The sequence below is a fragment of the Rhizobium sp. CB3090 genome, assembly GCF_029714285.1.
Classification (GTDB): domain Bacteria; phylum Pseudomonadota; class Alphaproteobacteria; order Rhizobiales; family Rhizobiaceae; genus Rhizobium.
In genome coordinates, this window is sequence record NZ_CP121664.1 from 118,554 (window position 1) to 135,720 (window position 17,167).

The following is a 17,167-nucleotide window of genomic DNA, read 5'->3' on the forward strand; positions in this document are numbered from 1 at the left end:
AACTCGCTTGGCTGATCACCACGGAAATCTTCATGCGGGGCCTCCTGGAGAATGAAATTATAAACTGAGAGCTGCGGTCTCGATCGAGACCTCAAAGACGGCCATAAGAGCGAGATTGATACCGTCGATCGGCGTATCAGGCATCCTGATCTGCTCATACCGCCGCCGCCGAGCCGACCATCGCCCTTGGGATCAATGGGGACATCACTGCCGAGGAGGCTTATCGTCATGTGTACCACCACTGATTAGCATTGTCGGACCACGTTCGGTGGAGCACTTCATCGCCTGTTTACTCTTGATCGGCCCATTGGGAAAATCGATTGATTTAATAGGACTCATCCAAATGTCGGATGGTTCCGGCACGCTTCGCCTCAAAGCGGCGAAATCCATCGACCAGCGCGGCAGGTCACGTCGGTTCGTGCCCGCGGCTGTCCAAGGCGGCGTCAGTCGCGGTAATGCAATAGACTGCCGCCCCTGGCTCATGAGGGCTCCTCGGCTCAAGGCCTCTTCGATACGGCAATATTCAAACCATGATCGCCTCGACACTCTACCTCTGAGACTGATGTTGGCCCTACCTCACTGTTTTCACTGGAGGATTATCTTATCGTCGAATTAGGTCATCTCCGGCCGGCTCCGCTCGATGGTGTTGGCACCTTTGGCGGCGCTGGCGAGGAGACCGACCGGCTGGACCGGGTGTTCGAGGAAGGGGCCGGACCATCGAAGCGCGCGCTTTTCTAAAGCAAGCCTGACCTCCGGCGCGAATGACATATGTTGATGTAAGCGCCGCTGCGAGCAGGGTCCCAACGTCGAGAAGCATGTTGTCTCCAGCCGCATGTCACAATCCGCCTTATCCTTTGGACAAAGGCGTATGCCGCGCAAATGCTCACCACCGCAGACTATCGTCGATAAATATATCCGTCGGTTCTTTCTTGGTATTTGGCACGGCTGTTGCGTCGCGTTTCAGGAAGACAATGCTTAAGGAAAGGTCATGATGATTCACGTATGCTCGATGGGGATGGTCCTGTGCGGTGGATATCTTCTTGCTGCATCCGCAGGGGGACTCGGCGGCACTGAGAATGGTTTATCTGCGTCGACATTGTCGATGGCTGATATATCCAATTTCGATACTTTCATAGTTCGCAGCCCACCGCCATCACTCGGCCTGGATCCGTTTTATGCCAAATATGCTGACGCAGCGGGCATACCCATTATCTCATCCGAAAAGGTTCCAGACACGGCACTGTTGATCGCACGTGACATTGTCCTCTACATGTTGTCAGAACGTCGTGATGTCCGCGATGCATTAATCCGGGCTGGGGCGCGGGTCGGCATCATGGCAATTGACGAGACGACGACTGACATTCCCGAGCAGCGGGATTGGCAGAAGCCGGCGCTCGATGATCCGCGCCTTACCCCAGACGAACGGCGAAATTACGCCAGCACGATTGCCAAGATGACTGCCCAGGAATACTGGGCCCAAAGGGCGCGCGGCATGGGCGGGCTCTACACGACGGGGGCCGTGGAAAATTTGATGGGCGTGCCCGGCACGCGGTATTACGGAGGAAACATTCTTGTTCACGAATTCTCACATAATATCTTCAACGCGCTTCGCACGGTGGATCCTGATCTCGTTGCACGAGTTGAAAAAGCCTATTTCCACGCCCGCGAGAAAGGACTCTGGGCGCGGTCGTATATGGAGAACACCGTCGATGAGTATTGGGCCGAAGGCACGCGGTTCTGGTTCAATACGAATATGGCTTACAGCCATGGTGAACTCACCGTTGCCACATCAGACGACTTCGAGGTTCACGATCCAGAACTCTACAATATCATGGCTGAAGTCTACCGTCATGATCACCACATTCTGGCGGATGTGTTTTACCGGCATTCGGCAAAGTAACAGCTAACGTCGATCGGCCTCGATAACGGCCGCTGCGCCTTCTGCCTGCAACCGCAATCGCAATCGCAATCGCGACCCGAGTTATGGCTGCTCGTCCTTCTTGTCTATCGGAGCGCTGCAATACGAATTTCCGTTCAACTGGAGCATACATGCTATTCTGCTGCGGCCGGACGCAAACTAATCTTGCCACCGGTTATCGCCGCGGGGGTCGAGCCCTGAAATCGGCTAGTGTAAATCTTAAACTGAAGGGCAAGCTAGATGACTTTTCCGGCCGATATCAAGTTCGCTGATTGGAAGTTGGCCGGACAGGGCTGGTGCTAATCCGGGTAATATGGGGCTCGGCCGCGGCAAGCGGCGAAATCATGCGGGACGCCTCCTTGAATATGAGTTCGCGTATCCATAGGCTTGCCGGATCACTATTGTGCAGAGCGGGCCATTGTACGGCTTCGGTGAACGGAAGGAGTAGTGGCAGCGGAAGCTCAACGATTTGCAAAGGTATCGTTTTTGCGAAATGATGTGCCAGCCGTAGGGGCATGGTTCCTATACGTTCGTTGCCCGAAACCATCGGCGGAATCATGCTGTAGCCATGTACGACGACGTCGATGCGTCTCTTGTGACCATATTCGAGCAAATACCATTCCTCGATGCCAGGCCTACGGACATTCCCGAACTTGACCACAACGTGTCCCATCGACATGTATTTCTCGAATGTGAGTGGCTCTGCCAGTTGCTTGTTCGAGGTGCAGCCTACGCACACGTGGACATCATCGAACAGCCTTGCTCGGGGCTGGGCCTTCGACGCGAACATTTCCGGCAAAATGAGAAGATCGACGTCGCCGCGCCGGAGTAAATCCTCATTGTCGTCGCCCGGGGGCCGAAATTCGAAGCTGACGGCAGGAGCTTCCCGCGCCGCGCGCTCTACGACTTTCTCGAAAAATACCAGCGCGACGTAATCGGAAAGGATAACCTTGAAGCGACGATCCGATTGGGCGGGGTCAAACGGCTCTCTGGAAATAATGGAGAGCTGAACATGGAGCAGAGCATCGCGCACCGCGGGCGCCAGGCTTTCTGCCCTAGGTGTGGGGATAAATTCGCGCCCAGCTATGGTAAACAGCTCATCTTGGAAGAAGGTGCGCAGCCGGGCGACGGCCGCGCTCATGGCCGGTTGGCTCAGGTTGATGCTGCGCGCCGCCGCCGTCAGATTACGCTCGCTCATCAGGGCGTCGAGCGCAACCAGAAGATTGAGATCAAGGCCATTGAACCGCATATCTCTTCATCCGAGGGTGGCCGGCACGATTCTGCCGATCGCCGGACCATATTGCGCTTGGGACCTTGAGCTCCACGAGGAGTCTATGCACTTCCGCAAGCAGTCGAGATAGGTCATAACTCCGGTCCGTTCCGGTCGATCATCGTACCGGGGGGCCAGGCGGAGATGGGCTGTCCAATAGGCAGAATGATGACAAGCGGATCCTCGACACGGGTGGGCGGCAAGTCGATACGCGCGTGTGGCAGCGTGGATCGCACGCTCACCTGCGACACAACCGTCAGCGGACTGTGTCGGCCAAATCTTTCAATGTGTTTTCGCAGCTCCGGCCGAACCGTACCGAAGGCGAATGGAACTTGAAACTTCTGCAATGTTGGAAGCATCACCTGGATCGAATGGGCGATGCCGAGCCCCTCAAGATCCGGGCGCACTCCATATAAACCCAGTTCAGCCACCAAAAGATCGACCCCGTCAATTTTGATGAAGCGGCGCAGTAAGCCCAGATGGGCCGCAACACCGATCGAGTCGTACGCGATCGCACGAAGCTCAGGTCGTGCGCCGGCCCAGCTTTGACTGCCTTGGAACGGCTTTGCGTTAAAAGCCCCAGTCGGCCCGTAGGTCTTTCGAAAGAACTCAGCGAGTTCGACATGATCGGAGAGTTGCAACTCATTTTCCCAGCACAATTTCCACTGCACGTCTGCGCGCATAAAAGACCTCTTTTTTGCCGTTGGCCGGACGATGTGCGGCTTAAGGTTATAATTTATGTCTCTAGCCTCAAGCGCAGGTTGTATATCAGCATACGTACGGCCCGATGGCTTTTCCGCCCAGGCTCACGCTCTTCGTCCTATCGTGCCGGGGCGAAGGCGATATTCCTTGACCCCAGCGGCCAATATCATGAGGCAAACCAAAACTGAAATGGCTTTTCTTCATGGAACTATGAGCAGCATTCATAATGTTCAGTGGAATATTCACATAGGCGAAGCCGTACCACTTTCGGAGGAATTCCTTGCAGGAGCATCGGCCGCAATATCGATCTGAGGTCTGTTTTCGGCCGTCGGACTAGGGTCTGGACCCATGTTTTTCAGATCATGGCCGCCGTCTGATTTTCTTCTTGTGAAAGAAGATTGATCGCGCGCCTTTAAAGGCGAAATTGGAAGCAGCTTAGGTGACTATCGACGGGGAGAAACCAATTGACATGTAGCCCCAAATGTAATGGCTCGGGGGCAGGGCGCTTGGCGGTCAAAGGGACGTGAGGTGCGTTCAAATCTGGATCAGGGGCGGGACCGGAAGTGGCGAACTGCATCAGCTCTACTTCGCCCCGCAAGAGTGGTGCCGTTGCGCTTCAGCGGATTGCTTGTTGGTCGAAACGCGAGAACTTCACTGAGTTGCAGAAGGCCCGCCGCGACGGCACCGAGCATTGGTGCAATTATGTAAAGCCAGAGTTGAGCGCGCGCCGTCTCCCCTGCGAAGAGTGCTGGGCCGAGCGACCGTGCAGGGTTTACAGAAGAACCCGAAACCGTAATGCCGGCCAGATGGATCGCAACGAGGGTAAGACCAATCGCAAAACCTGCTACAGTGCCCGAGCCATCCTCGGCCGTGCTTTTGAGAAATACCGTCACGAACAGAAACGTGGAGATGAACTCAAACAGGAACGCAGATCTTGCCCCATAGGCTCCCCAGCCGTTTTGAGCGAAACCTTCTACCGCGATGTTGTAACCGCCGACTTTGTCCATTGCTATAACGTAGAGTGTGCCTGCTGCTGCGATAGCGCCCGCACTTTGAGCCAAGACATACGCGACGAATTCCCACAGTCCAAACCGCCGGGAAACGAGAAAACCGAGGCTGACGGCGGGATTGAGATGAGCGCCTGATACTGGACCAATCGCGCAGGCCATCGCTACCACTGTCATCCCGAAGGCAAGAGCAACACCAAGGGGGCCTGCCTCCGAACGCATAAAGAGGAGTGTGCCGCAGCCGAAGAAAACGAGCGCAAAGGTCCCTAGCAATTCGCAAAAATATTTATTCATCCTTAACTCCGTTGATTGCATCCCCACGCATAGTCGTTGCCATCCTCGACATTCTCGCCCCCGGCCGGGATTTTTGACAGGTTATCTATGCGGTGTTCGCCAGAACCCTTTGACACCCGCAGGATCCATCGTCCGGTTCAGGATGTGCGCCCTCTGTCATTGACTTCAAATTTTGCGACGACCAGCCGAGATCAGAACCGGAGCCTTTGCTGCGGCTTGCTCCCGGCGTCCGCTACAGGCACACAAGTTTCGTGCCAAACAAAAAAATGGTTTTACGGCAAAGCGATCAGACTGATGGTCGCTCTGTCTTTGCGTCCAAAAATGTCTTGAGTCCGACAATGAACGACATAGCAGACGCGCTGCAGTCTGGAGATATGCGCTTCTGGAAGGACCTTTTGAAAGCGTGTGCATAGTTGGCATCGAGTTTGCACGTACTCGTCCTTAGGCGGCAAGACGCAGCCAAGGATAGGACCGGTTTCCAAAACCAGGCGGGTACTGGAGCCAATTTCGGACTCTCTCGGATCCGGATTCTGAAAAACGCCGTCAAACCGAGTTCTGCATTCGTGCATGTACAAAGGGCAGGCGATACTCTCAGCGTCAGATTTTTCAAGAATATCGCCGTGCCTAGCAACCCATCAAAACGTGAGAAGGAAAACGCTATGACCACCAAGGTTTCAGAAAGGTCCTTTGAAACAATCGAAAATTCAGCATCATCGCCCCTCAAGGTGGCCGATCAAATCGGGGCATCCGTCGAAAAGGGGAACAAGCAGTTGACCGAAGCTTTCTTTAAATTCGCCTCGAGCGCTGAAGAGGCACAGAAAGTGCTCACTCCGATCTTCGAAACCGCAACACTAGTCAGTTACGAATTGTCGCTTAAGTCTGTCGCCGCGTTGCAGGCTAATGCGGTGGCCGGTTTCTCGCATTTGCAAGCGTTGCTGGGCGCGAATTCGCCGTCACAAGTCTTCGAACTGCAATCGGCGTTCCTGCACAAGCGCGTAGACACCAGCATCGAGAACGCCAAGGAATTCCGGGCGCTGGCGAGCAAGGCGGTGGCGGAGATCGCTAAGCCGATCAACAATGCTTTTGACAAATTTTTGGCGGACCTCAGACCGGCATAAATTGGCTGGCCACTGCAACAACGCCTATGGGACCTGTTGTACACTCCGCCCTTAATTAGAAGGAAGACGAGCGGTACCCTACGATCCATTTTGTTCGCGATTTCATCAATCGACGGATCATGATCCAAGCTTCGTTTGGAGGGTCTAAGGAGGCTCAGACTGCGAAGGGGCGGTGGAAGATGGTAGTGGCGACTCTCCTCTGCGATTGTCAGTAGGCGCGATCTTAGCAAACGAGCGGTTGGTTGGCTGGACCACGCAAATTAGAAAAAGGCTTTGCGATTATTGCCGGCGGCCGCGCCAAGATTTCACGGTATCGCGTCGCATCCTAATAAGCGGCGTTTGCGACCCGTTTGGCTTGAGAGTTGCCCCTGCTGGCTCGGTCAATGCGGCTTTGCGTCGTCGCGACACTTGAACGCTCGGAAGTTATTCCAATATTTGTTGATGACCACAGGTGACGTTGGAAAGGAAAGGAGGAATAGGATGCCGACAACCGATGTTTCCTGGACTCGTCTGGTCACTATCCGACTGCAGTGCGGTCTTGAGCGGACGTTTGCGGGCGTTTACGACGCCTTGGATTTTCTCGAAAACGAATGGCCATTGCGTTATGGCGAACGCCATCAGCGTGCCATTAAGACCTGTCGCGGTGCCCTTAATGGCGCCGTAGCCGCCGTCGTTGCACGAGAGGCATTCATGGCCGCTTGCCTCGAAGCCGGCATGGCGGCCCCTTTGAAAGCCAAGCCGAACGCCCACGCGGGGCGAACCCCTCGGCGGGCTCTCGTGCAATGATTTGGATGGTCCCGCGTCGCTTAAGGCGGGACTTGCGACGAGGGCCACGAATTCGGACTCATTGTCGATCGGCGTTCCACGAGCCGTGCGGCCGTTACGACCGTATCCTGCCTAAATGACCAGCTTCAGATGGCTGGACAAGACCAAGCCAGCAGCCCCTCGCAACGCGGTATGACCTTCTCCGATGCCATTCACCGTGACCGAAATCTCCTGGTTCGGCCGCTTCCTGACCAGTCGTTCGACATGCTGCTTGACGCGCTCAGCGGCGTCGGCGCCGCCGCTTGCAATGTCCCCATGCAGGACATAGGAGTTGAGCGACAGGGTTTGCTGCAGGTTGAGGATCCCGAACGCGACGTTTCGGGTATAGCGGTCCAGCAGACCGTTCGCAGCTTCGGAGCCTTCTGCTGCCTCATTTACGAGGCGAGCGCAGGTGACGCTTTCGGGGTCTGCGAAGCCAAGTCGAGTCGCTTCACGCCGCAGCCAGGGTAGGGCGGCGACGGTTTCCCAGCATCCGTGCTTGCCGCAATTGCAGAGGTCGCCATCGATCTGCACCACGGTATGGCCGAGTTCGCCTCCGGAACCGGCAAGCCCCCGGTAGACCCGTCCGTCGATGTAGAAAGCGCCGCCCAGAACCTCCCCGGTATAGATGGCCGCGAACGTCTGCTGGCCACGACCCGGCCCGAACCACCGGTCGCCAACGAGAAGCGCGCGCGGATGATGATCGATGACAACAGGCAGTGAGAAATGCGCCTGCAGGATATCGACCAAGGGGAGGCCCGTCAGAACGGGCGCAAGATTGACGGCGAGGATCACCCCGTTGTCGCTGTCGATCATGCCTCCTGAGGCAATACCGATCCCGAAGGGCGCCTGGTGCGCTTGGGAAAGCGTCGCGGACAATGTGTCCTTGATGATCGCCAGGAATACATCCCTGTCCCCATGCGGATCGAATTGCGCCTTGGTGAGCGCTTTGATCTCGCCGCTGAGCGTCACGAGGCATGTCTGGATCCTGCCCGGCAAGAGAAGCACGGCGCCGAGCATTGGGGCTTCAGGATTAAAGTAGATCGGACGCGCCGGCTTGCCGCCCTTGAAGTCGGAAGGCACCGCGTCGCCTTCGACGAGCAGGCGCTCCTCGATCATCGGTTGGACGATCCCCGTGATCGTCGTGCGATTGACGCCTGCGAGACGGGCAAGCTCGGCGCGGCTTTTAGGACCGTTGTCGTACAACGCCTGCAGCACCCGGCCGCGATTGATCTCGCCGAGGGTCGACTGCGAAACGAGTGTCACATTGCCACCTTCGCCAGCAAGCGCGTCCTTGTTGGAAGGGCCGCGCTGGCCGAGCGAATAGGATGGCTGATTCTCGAACTTCAACTTGCGTCTCCGATTTGCCAGTCTTGTCTTTCTAGCCTGTGGGCGCTTGCTCGACCAGATGGCGCTTTCCTGCTTACTGCGACCCGATCCGGATAGCTGCGAGGTCACGCGGAACATCAGATCGAGACTTCTTGACAGTATCATAAGTTTGTGCGAAGTACAAACAAACTACTGGAAAGGCAGATCGAGGGGTAACTAATCGAAATCGAGTTCGGCGCCGAGAAGGCTTCCGTCATCGAATGCGGTTGGAATTTTAGAACAACTGAGGAGGCACACATGATATTCGATATCGGAAATATGTCGCGCAGGAACATGCTGAAGTCGGCGTCTGTCGCGACTCTCTTGGCATCAAGCGCAAGTTCTCTGCTCACCCCAAAACGCGCAAGCGCACAAGGCGCCACGACCGTCCGCGTTCTGTCGGTCGAAGATCCATTCTTTTTCTCGATGAAGGCCATGATCCCGGAATTCGAGAGGGAAACCGGCATCAAGGTAGAGCTGGAGAGCCTATCCTATGACGCGCTGCAGACCCGTCTAGTCTCGGCGTTTGTCGCCAAGACGTCGGATGCGGATGTCATTGCGGTTGATCAGATGTGGCTCGGCCAATATCTCGACAACGGCTGGATCATTTCGCTCAACGACTACATTGCCAAGGACAAAGACATCGATCTTGCTGACTTCATTCCCGAGGTTTTGTATTCGTCGAACATGTGGCGCGGGCAGATCGGCACGCTTCCGGTGGCAGCCTATGCGCAGGGCGTGATGTACCGCAAAGATATCTTCGCCAGCTTCGGCATCGCCGAGCCGCCGACCAAGGCCTCCGAGGACTGGACTTGGACGAAGTATGTCGAGACGCTAAAGGCGCTCGAAGGCAAGTCGTTCAACGGCAAGGCGCTGTTCCCGACGGTCGTCTGTGGGTCGCAGCCGTCCCCGATCACGCACATGTTCACACAGCTTTCCGCGAGCCACGGCGCGAGCTGGTTCAAGTCCTTCCCGGGCGCGCCTTGGGATTTCTCGCCGCAGCTCACCGGTCCCGCCTGGGCAAAGTCGGTCGAGGTCTACCGGCAGCTCTACAAGCTCTCGCCGCCTGAGGCGATCAACTACGTATGGTTCGATGCCGGCACCCGTTTCGCCAAGGGCGATATCGGCATGTTCTACTGGTGGACGCCGTACTTCTATCTGGTCAAGAATTTGGGCTACATGACCGGCAAGAAGTCGGACGTCATGGACAAATATGCGACCGCGGCGCTTCCGAAGGCCAAGGGTGTGGCGCAGACGGTCAGCCTCGGCGGCTGGAGCCTCGGTGTTCCCTCCAGTTCCGACCGGCAGGACAACGGCTACGCCTTCATCAAATGGGCGACCTCGAAGGCGACACAGAAGAAGATGGCGCAGTGGCCGGACCTTAATTTCCAGTTCTCGGATTTTGCCCGCAAGTCGCTTTATGAGGACGCAGATGTCAAGGCGATCTACCCCTATCTCGATGTCCAGTACGACATGATGAAACAGGGCAACGGCAAGATCACCCGCCCACCGGTCCCCGGTTACACCGCGGTCGAAAGTGTGCTCGGCCTCACGCTCAACCAGCTTCTGACGGGCAGTGAAGATCCGAAGACGGCGCTGGTGCGCACGAACAACCTGTTCGAAAGCATCCTCAAGGGCAATTTGATGATCCCTTATCAGAAGGAAAGCTATACCGACACGCTCGATGGCGCCAAGGACCTGATCGGTAAGCTCGGCAAGGCGTAATAAATTCTTCTGTTGCCGGCGCGGACAAGATCGCGCCGGCAGTCACGTGTGAAGAACTGGACTTCTACGATGCACGCTCCAACCATTCGCTCGCCGCAGGCGCTTGCGCCTGTCAGGCGAGGCTTCGTACGGCGAAACCTGCCCTATTTCCTGATCGCACCTTCAGTGATCATGCTACTGGCGCTGATCGCCTACCCACTGCTCTTTGCGTTGAAATCGAGCTTCTATTTCTGGAACCTGCAGGTCGGCCCGCAGCCTTTGGCTTTTGTCGGCTTCGACAATTATGTCGAGGCGCTCAATGCCTTCGATTTCCGCGCGGCCCTTACTAACACGCTGATCCTGTCGATCCTGGGCACAGCGATCGAGTTCTCGCTCGGCTTGGCGATTGCGCTCGTCCTGCTCAAAGCGCTGGCTGGCATGAATGTCGTGCGCGCGCTTCTAATACTGCCGACCACCATCGCGCCGATCGTCGTCGGCTTCCTGTTTCGCTACCTCTATGACCCGGGCGGCGGCCTTGTAACTTGGGTTCTGCAGTCGCTCTTACTGCCGGTGCCGGCGGAGGGCATTCTCGGCTCGCCATCGACGGCGCTTGCCGCCATTCTCTTCGTCGATATCTGGCAGTGGACCCCCTTCTTCGCCATCGTCCTCTATGCGAGCCTGCTTGCCGTTCCCGACGAGATCATCGAGGCCGCTAGGCTCGATCGCGCATCGGCCTGGACGATCCTGATGCGCATCAAGCTGCCGCTCATCCGGCGCACCGCCATCATTATCGTGATGCTGCGTTTCATGCAGATCTTCAACACCTTCGACACCGTGCTGGTGTTGACCCGCGGCGGGCCGGGGACGTCGACGCGCACGCTTGGCTATTCGCTCTACGAACAAGGCCTCGTCAACTTCAATGTCGGCCTTGTCAGCGCTCAGACGTGGATCGCGGTGCTGATCGTCAACATCATCGTCGTCCTCTACGTCTTCTTCGCCTTCCGCAATGAGGAGTGGTGACATGAAAAGCCGCACGACCTTCTACACGGCGCTCACCTATGCCGCCGGCCTATTGTGCCTTGCCGTCTTCATCGGCCCGATCCTGTGGTTTCTGGCGCTCGCGATCCGGCCGGCCGAAACGGCGTTTGCGATGCCGCCGCAACTGACCTTCGAGCCGACGCTCGATGCCTTCCGGCATATCCTCGTCGATCCCGGCACCAATGCGCCGCAACTGGTCAACTCTCTCATCGTCGCGATTGGGGCAGTGCTGCTCAATCTGCCGTTCTCGGTTCCTGCGGCTTACGCGCTCTCGCGATTCAAGATGCGCGGCAAGAAGAACATCATGCTCTGGTATCTCGGGCTGTTGATGGCGCCGCCGATCGCTTTCCTGATCCCGTATTTCGTGCTGATCACACGCGTTGGACTTCAGGGCTCCTACTTCTCGATGGTACTGGTTCTCCAGACGCTGACGATCCCGTTTTCGGTCTGGCTTATGAAGAGCTTCATCGATGAGGTGCCGGCGGAGCTCGAAGAGGCTGCCCGCGTCGACGGCGCCCGCTGGTACACGATCATGTGGCGGATCACGCTTCCGATCGTTCGCCCCGGCATCATCGTCACCTCGATGTTCGCCTTCGTCTTTGCATGGAACAACGCGGCCTTCCCGCTGGTGCTGAGCTCGCGCTCGACCGCCACTCTTCCGATCGGGACCCTCGGATACTTCGCCACCAGCGGCGTCACCTGGAACTACATCGCCGCGGCCGCCGTGCTCGCGATGATCCCGCCGATGATCATTTTTCTGGTTTTCGACCGCTACGTCGTCCGTGGCCTCACCTTCGGTTCGGTCAAAGGTTGACCCTTTTCTTAGTTCTGAATGGAGCAATAACGAATGAGCAAACTTCGCATCGGCGTTATCGGCGCCGGCCTTTGGGGCAACAATCACGCCAACACCTTCAACGTCCTGCCGGAGACCGAACTTGTCGGCGTATGCGACCTTGACGAGGGCAGGGCGCTTAAGATGAAGGAGAGTTTCGGCGCGGCGGAAGCGTTCACCGAGTATCGTAAGCTGATCGCCAGCGATCGCATCGATGCCGTGTCGGTGGCAACACCAGACTTCACCCACACGCCGATCATCCTTGCCGCACTCAAGGCCGACAAGCATGTGCTCAGCGAAAAACCGCTGGCAACGACCGTGGAGGAAGCAGAGGAGATCGCCGAGACCGCCGCAAAGTCGAAGGGCAAGCTGATGATCGACTTCCACAACAGGGTGAATCCGATCCTGGCGCAGGTCCGCGACATGATCCAGGACGGCCAGATCGGGCTTGCCAAACACGGCACGGCGCGGCTTTCAAACACGACCTTCGTTCCGTTCGAGATGCTGAGCTGGGCGGCAAAATCCTCGGCACTATGGTTCTTAGGCAGCCATCTCGTCGACGTGCTGCGTTTCATCCTCGAAGACGAAGTTAGCCGCGTTTACGCGGTGGCCCGTTGCGGGACGCTATCTGCCCGTGGCGTCGACACCAAGGATTTCCATGCATCGATCCTCGAATTTTCCAAGGGCACCGTCGTGACCATGGAAAACAGCTGGATCCTGTCCCGCGACAACCCTTCCCTCGTCGATTTCAAGGTCGAGTTCGTCGGCGAAAAGGGTCAGATCCAGGCTGATCCCACCCATAGTGGCGGTCTTCGCCGCATTGTCGACGGCGGCATGAAATTCCATGATTACATCGGCATGACGCCGACCGGTGCAACGCGCATCGGCGGCTTTGTGCAGGAGTCCATCGCCCGCTTCGTCGACAGCGTCGTGCAGGGCGCACCCCTGCTTGCCGACGCGAATGATGGCCTCGCCAACACGAAGGTTCTCGCAGCGATCGAGGAGTCCGTCGCCAGCGGCAAGGCAGTGACCATCGGCTGATGCGGTGACCAATCCCGTGTGGCGTCCACCCGACCGGATGGACTGCCTCGCCTGTTGATACTGGGAGTAGAACTATATGGCGTCCATGACCTTTGAAGGGATTGGGAAAACCTATCCGGACGGTACCGTCGCCGTTGCCGATGTAAGCTTCACGGTCGGCGACGGTGAGTTCGTCGTGCTGGTTGGACCGTCAGGCTGCGGCAAATCCACGCTTCTGCGGATGGCGGCCGGGCTCGAATTGCTCAATAGCGGCCGCCTGCTTATGCACGATCAGGATGTCACCAACACCGAGCCGCAGGACCGCGACATCGCCATGGTGTTTCAGAATTATGCGCTCTATCCGCATATGACGGTCTACGAGAACATCGCCTTCGGCCTGCAGCAGCGCAAAATGCCGAAAGACAAGATCGAAAAGCTCGTCCGCGAAGCGGCGGAGATGCTCGATCTGACGAAGTATCTGCACCGCAAGCCTGGCGCCTTGTCGGGCGGCCAGCGACAGCGCGTCGCTATGGGTCGGGCGATCGTCCGTCATCCGATGGCGTTCCTGATGGACGAACCGCTGTCCAATCTCGACGCCAAGTTGCGCGTCCAGATGCGCGCCGAACTCAAGCTGTTGAACCAGCGCCTTGGCGTCACCACGCTCTACGTTACCCACGACCAGGTCGAGGCGATGACGATGGGGGATCGGGTTGCTGTGCTGAAGCCTGTCGGCGAGGCAGGGGAAAGCAACCTGCAGCAGATCGACACGCCGCAGCGGCTCTACGACCGGCCTGCCAATCTGTTCGTTGCCGGTTTTATCGGTTCGCCGTCGATGAATTTCGTCCGGACCGACCTTCGGGAGGAGGGGGGAATCTTGCACGGCATCATCTCAGGAACCGATATCACCTTTCCAGTTTCAGCGCGGCCTGCGCTCTCTAACTATGTCGGACGCCAGGTCATTGTCGGAATTCGGCCCGAGATATTTGAGGTGTGTCCCGACTCCGAGACGCTATTCAATGAGCCAATTGCCGTTGTCGAGGCGCTCGGCGCCGATACCTTTGTCTTCTTCGATATTGCCTCGCCGCCCGTCAAAGTGAGCGAGGCAGCAGATTCGGAAGACTTAAGGCAAGGAGGCAGGAGCCGTCTGGTGGCGCGCATCCCTCCGGCGTCAACGCCGTTAATCAGCCAGCGGCTTCCGCTGACAGTCGACCTGAAAAAGCTGCACTGGTTCGATCCGCTGACAGGAGCCGCAATTCGCGACTGATGCGTATGAGAAACAATTGCAATCCTTGCCTCCCAGGGCGTTGGGGCTGCCGTGCGGACCTGTCCGACGGCAGCCCCTTTTTTTAGAAAGGAGCGCAGCTTGACATTTGGTGAGCCGTTCGAGCTGAGACAGGATTCGTTGACGCGGACCAGTCAATCCGCCGAGTGTTCATGACGATCTGGAAGCTTTCGCCCATTGAACGTTCGTGCCTTCGCTGGATATCGCTCGGTTGGAGCGTGTCCGAGATTGCACTGCTAGAGGGTAAGAGTGAAGCTGAAATACGATCATACATAAATCGGGCGCTCGTCTCTCTCGGCGCGACTTCATTGCAGGAAGCGCTCACGAAGGTGGATTGTCCCTCCTGAGCGGCTAAGCAATTACGTTTGGTCACAGGCTGAGCCACTCGACGATGATCACACTTGCGTATTTACAAACTTCTCACCAGCCGAGGAAAACTTGTCGACCGCTGCCTGTTTAGTTCACGTACGACGCGTGCGAGTGCGTTCTGTTCGAGATCAAGGTGACTCATCAATGCCGATTCCACCGCGCCCGTTGCCTTGCTCAATAACGGCATCGCGTCGATCAGCCTTGCAAGGCTTTCTTCGTAGGAAGGGCCAAGCTCCGAGGTAATTATTTCCATCCGGACAGGACGTGAGCAAAAGCAGAATTTGTCGACAATTCTACAAATTTCGCAATTTGCCGACAGCTGGGCGATTTGGGCAAAGACGGTTTCCGCATGCATCGCGAGGTGGTCGCGGGGCGGCTTGTCACGTTCGCCGTCGGTATCCGGCACATGCGGCCGCATACGCCAGAGCGCGTAGGTGAGGGTTTGACGTGCGATACCATATAAGTCCAACAGTGCTCCCTCCACGAGCGGCCTGGTGAAATAGCCTTTCTGAGGGATCGAAAGAATCTTGCCCTCCGCCGCAAGTCGGATGAGTGCTTCGCGTATCGGCGTCCGACCGAGGTCCAGTTCGCAGGCAAGCTCCTGATCACTAAGATGTTGCACCGGCACGCGAGCATAGCTGTAAAGCAATTGAAGAACCGCATTGTAGGCAGCGTCAGCCTTTGCGGGGACCTGTTCATCAGCGGAAGTTGGAACGGCTATTCCGCGACATTGGAGAGCATTCTCGCAAAGCCACATTTTTGGGTTTCCTCTGTCGATGCAATTTGAAAAACGGATGACGCTTGGCGATTCAATCGCTTTGGGCTGCTTAAAGGATTCGTGGGAGCGTGATTTTTGAAGGCCACTATAGACGACAGTCTGGCTGAGGTCACGCCTGCCATAATCTGATCCGTCCGAAGCACGATTCATGGCAGTCTCCGATATGTTCACGCGGACAGGTCAGTTGAGTCCCGGAGGAGATTTGGGCACCCGCGGACCAACACCAGGCACCCCCTGGTTCGTCAGACCTAGACTGTACGTGCTCCGAGCAACATCTTTGTCATTAAAGTTGCATCGCCATAAGGTGTCTGTACGTGGTCCATTTCCGACCAGCCATTCTTCGCGTAGAGGAGCTTTGCGCTCTCGGTGGTGAGATAAAGCCTTTCGTAGCCGAGGCGCAAAGCTTCCTGTTCCAGCCTTTTGACCAGCAATGAAGCTGTACCCTTGTTGCGGTGGAATGGATGGACGTAGAGCGATTTCAGCCACGGCGAAAGATCAGGCCTTCCTTTAAAATCATAATTGGAAAGGCTGATCATCCCTGCGGGTCTCCTATCTTCGAGAGCAACCAAAGTCAGCGGTAGAGAACTTCTTGAGGACGCTTGGAATTCACGCTGCGTCTCCTCGAATGATCCATTGGCCTGACAACCCCATTGCCCAAAGGACCAGCTTGCACAAACCGGGAACAGATCGCGCCAATTCTCCAGATACTCAATCACTATTGGAGCTTGAATGTGTGCTTGCTTTTCAGCCATCGTCTTTTCCTATTTGCCAAGTGCCGGGTGCTTTAGATTGAAGCCTTTCCCAAAGAACCTTGCAGCGGGATGACCCTGACGCTGATTGGGATCCGCAACACAAAAGGGACATTTGGGGTCCTCACTTGCGAAACTCTCCAATGCAAAAGCATTGTGCGCCTTTGGTTCGCCCGTTGCGGCTTCAGCCTGCGGGCGGACCATCGCCCAAACCATCAACCTGCAAGAATTTCTGGCAGCGCCGCCATCTGGCTGAATGTTCTCATGGCGCCTGCTTCCAGCAATTTCTCAGCGTGTCCGACAGGACAATGAGAACCGCCGACGAAACCAACTACCCGCATTTGGGCCGCCACCGCCGCCTGGACCCCGGCAACGCTATCTTCGATGACCAAACACTTGTCCGCCGACGTGTTCATTGTCTCAGACGCAAATAGAAAAAGATCCGGGGCGGGCTTGCCACGTGAGACTTGGGAAGCACTGAATACATTTGGCGAAAAATAATCATAGAGGTCTGTTAGCTTGAGCGCAAAATGCAGCTCCTTCAGATTGCTGCTCGATGCCACGCATCGCGCCAAATCAATCGCATCCAGAACTTGATTGACGCCTGAGATGGCTTTGAGATCGCTGGCATACCGTCGGCCAATTTCTGCCATAACATATTCATGATGACCCTCCGGCAAGGACAAGCCAGACTCAGCTTCGATGATTGAATAGGTTTGCCGATCAGTCATGCCTGTGAAGCGACGGTTGTAAGTCTCGGCCGCTATATTATATCCGTGCTCTGCCAGCACTTCGACATGCACCGCGGTCGCAATGATTTCGCTGTCGATTAGGACGCCATCACAATCGAAAATCAGAAGTTTTGGCATTTTGGACGAGGTCATGGGATTACTCCGTTGTCGTTCAAAAACGAC

At 56.7% G+C, this 17,167-nt stretch carries 16 protein-coding genes; 9 read left to right on the forward strand and 7 right to left on the reverse strand.

The features are described 5' to 3' along the window. Window positions 1–991 precede the first annotated feature (991 nt). Window positions 992–1,900: a glycoside hydrolase gene (locus QA646_RS27425; protein WP_349254281.1), complete on the forward strand. Its 909-nt coding sequence runs from the start codon at window positions 992–994 to the stop codon at window positions 1,898–1,900. A gap of 277 nt (window positions 1,901–2,177) precedes the next feature. On the opposite strand, the gene QA646_RS27430 is transcribed toward QA646_RS27425, so the two are convergent. The 3 genes from QA646_RS27430 to QA646_RS27440 form a co-directional block, all read right to left on the reverse strand. Next, on the reverse strand, window positions 2,178–3,167 hold the full coding sequence (locus tag QA646_RS27430) for a LysR family transcriptional regulator (RefSeq protein ID WP_283060903.1): 990 nt from the start codon (window positions 3,165–3,167) through the stop codon (window positions 2,178–2,180). Window positions 3,168–3,280: 113 nt separating this feature from the next. Continuing rightward, window positions 3,281–3,871: a NodA family N-acyltransferase gene (locus QA646_RS27435; protein WP_283060904.1), complete on the reverse strand. Its 591-nt coding sequence runs from the start codon at window positions 3,869–3,871 to the stop codon at window positions 3,281–3,283. Window positions 3,872–4,435: 564 nt separating this feature from the next. After that, a complete protein-coding gene (locus tag QA646_RS27440; RefSeq protein WP_283060905.1) occupies window positions 4,436–5,191 on the reverse strand; it encodes an aquaporin in 756 nt (251 codons plus the stop codon). A 659-nt stretch (window positions 5,192–5,850) separates the two neighbouring features. On the opposite strand from QA646_RS27440, the gene QA646_RS27445 reads away from it, so the two are divergent. Together QA646_RS27445 and QA646_RS27450 are read left to right on the forward strand one after the other, a co-directional pair. After that, a complete protein-coding gene (locus QA646_RS27445; RefSeq protein ID WP_283060906.1) occupies window positions 5,851–6,309 on the forward strand; it encodes a phasin in 459 nt (152 codons plus the stop codon). Window positions 6,310–6,789: 480 nt separating this feature from the next. Next, a complete protein-coding gene (locus QA646_RS27450; protein WP_283060907.1) occupies window positions 6,790–7,095 on the forward strand; it encodes a DUF982 domain-containing protein in 306 nt (101 codons plus the stop codon). Window positions 7,096–7,206: 111 nt separating this feature from the next. Here the strand turns inward: QA646_RS27450 and QA646_RS27455 are convergent, their stop codons facing one another. Next, window positions 7,207–8,463 carry an ROK family transcriptional regulator gene (locus QA646_RS27455; RefSeq protein ID WP_283060908.1) on the reverse strand — a complete coding sequence of 419 codons (1,257 nt, stop codon included), beginning with the start codon at window positions 8,461–8,463 and terminating at the stop codon, window positions 7,207–7,209. Between the two features lie 276 nt (window positions 8,464–8,739). On the opposite strand from QA646_RS27455, the gene QA646_RS27460 reads away from it, so the two are divergent. The 6 genes from QA646_RS27460 (at window position 8,740) to QA646_RS27485 (ending at window position 14,704) form a co-directional block, all read left to right on the forward strand. Beyond that, window positions 8,740–10,206: an extracellular solute-binding protein gene (locus tag QA646_RS27460; protein ID WP_283060909.1), complete on the forward strand. Its 1,467-nt coding sequence runs from the start codon at window positions 8,740–8,742 to the stop codon at window positions 10,204–10,206. A gap of 69 nt (window positions 10,207–10,275) precedes the next feature. Further along, complete coding sequence (locus tag QA646_RS27465; RefSeq protein ID WP_283060910.1) at window positions 10,276–11,205, forward strand: sugar ABC transporter permease; 930 nt, start codon at window positions 10,276–10,278, stop codon at window positions 11,203–11,205. Window position 11,206: 1 nt separating this feature from the next. Next, window positions 11,207–12,037 carry a carbohydrate ABC transporter permease gene (locus tag QA646_RS27470; RefSeq protein WP_283054622.1) on the forward strand — a complete coding sequence of 277 codons (831 nt, stop codon included), beginning with the start codon at window positions 11,207–11,209 and terminating at the stop codon, window positions 12,035–12,037. Window positions 12,038–12,070: 33 nt separating this feature from the next. Next, window positions 12,071–13,096, forward strand: a complete 1,026-nt coding sequence (locus tag QA646_RS27475) for a Gfo/Idh/MocA family oxidoreductase (protein WP_283060911.1) — start codon at window positions 12,071–12,073, stop codon at window positions 13,094–13,096. Between the two features lie 76 nt (window positions 13,097–13,172). After that, on the forward strand, window positions 13,173–14,339 hold the full coding sequence (gene ugpC / locus QA646_RS27480) for a sn-glycerol-3-phosphate ABC transporter ATP-binding protein UgpC (protein WP_283060912.1): 1,167 nt from the start codon (window positions 13,173–13,175) through the stop codon (window positions 14,337–14,339). A gap of 170 nt (window positions 14,340–14,509) precedes the next feature. After that, the gene (locus QA646_RS27485; protein WP_283060913.1) at window positions 14,510–14,704 is read left to right on the forward strand and encodes a helix-turn-helix transcriptional regulator; all 195 of its coding nucleotides are present in this window, start codon (window positions 14,510–14,512) and stop codon (window positions 14,702–14,704) included. Window positions 14,705–14,766: 62 nt separating this feature from the next. On the opposite strand, the gene QA646_RS27490 is transcribed toward QA646_RS27485, so the two are convergent. From QA646_RS27490 to QA646_RS27500, 3 genes are all read right to left on the reverse strand, one after another. Beyond that, window positions 14,767–15,483 carry a GntR family transcriptional regulator gene (locus QA646_RS27490; protein WP_283061016.1) on the reverse strand — a complete coding sequence of 239 codons (717 nt, stop codon included), beginning with the start codon at window positions 15,481–15,483 and terminating at the stop codon, window positions 14,767–14,769. A gap of 269 nt (window positions 15,484–15,752) precedes the next feature. Beyond that, window positions 15,753–16,256, reverse strand: coding sequence for a GNAT family N-acetyltransferase (locus QA646_RS27495; protein WP_283060914.1), 504 nt, complete (start codon window positions 16,254–16,256; stop codon window positions 15,753–15,755). 212 nt (window positions 16,257–16,468) lie between these two features. After that, window positions 16,469–17,137: an HAD-IA family hydrolase gene (locus QA646_RS27500; RefSeq protein ID WP_283060915.1), complete on the reverse strand. Its 669-nt coding sequence runs from the start codon at window positions 17,135–17,137 to the stop codon at window positions 16,469–16,471. Between the last annotated feature and the right edge of the window lie 30 nt (window positions 17,138–17,167).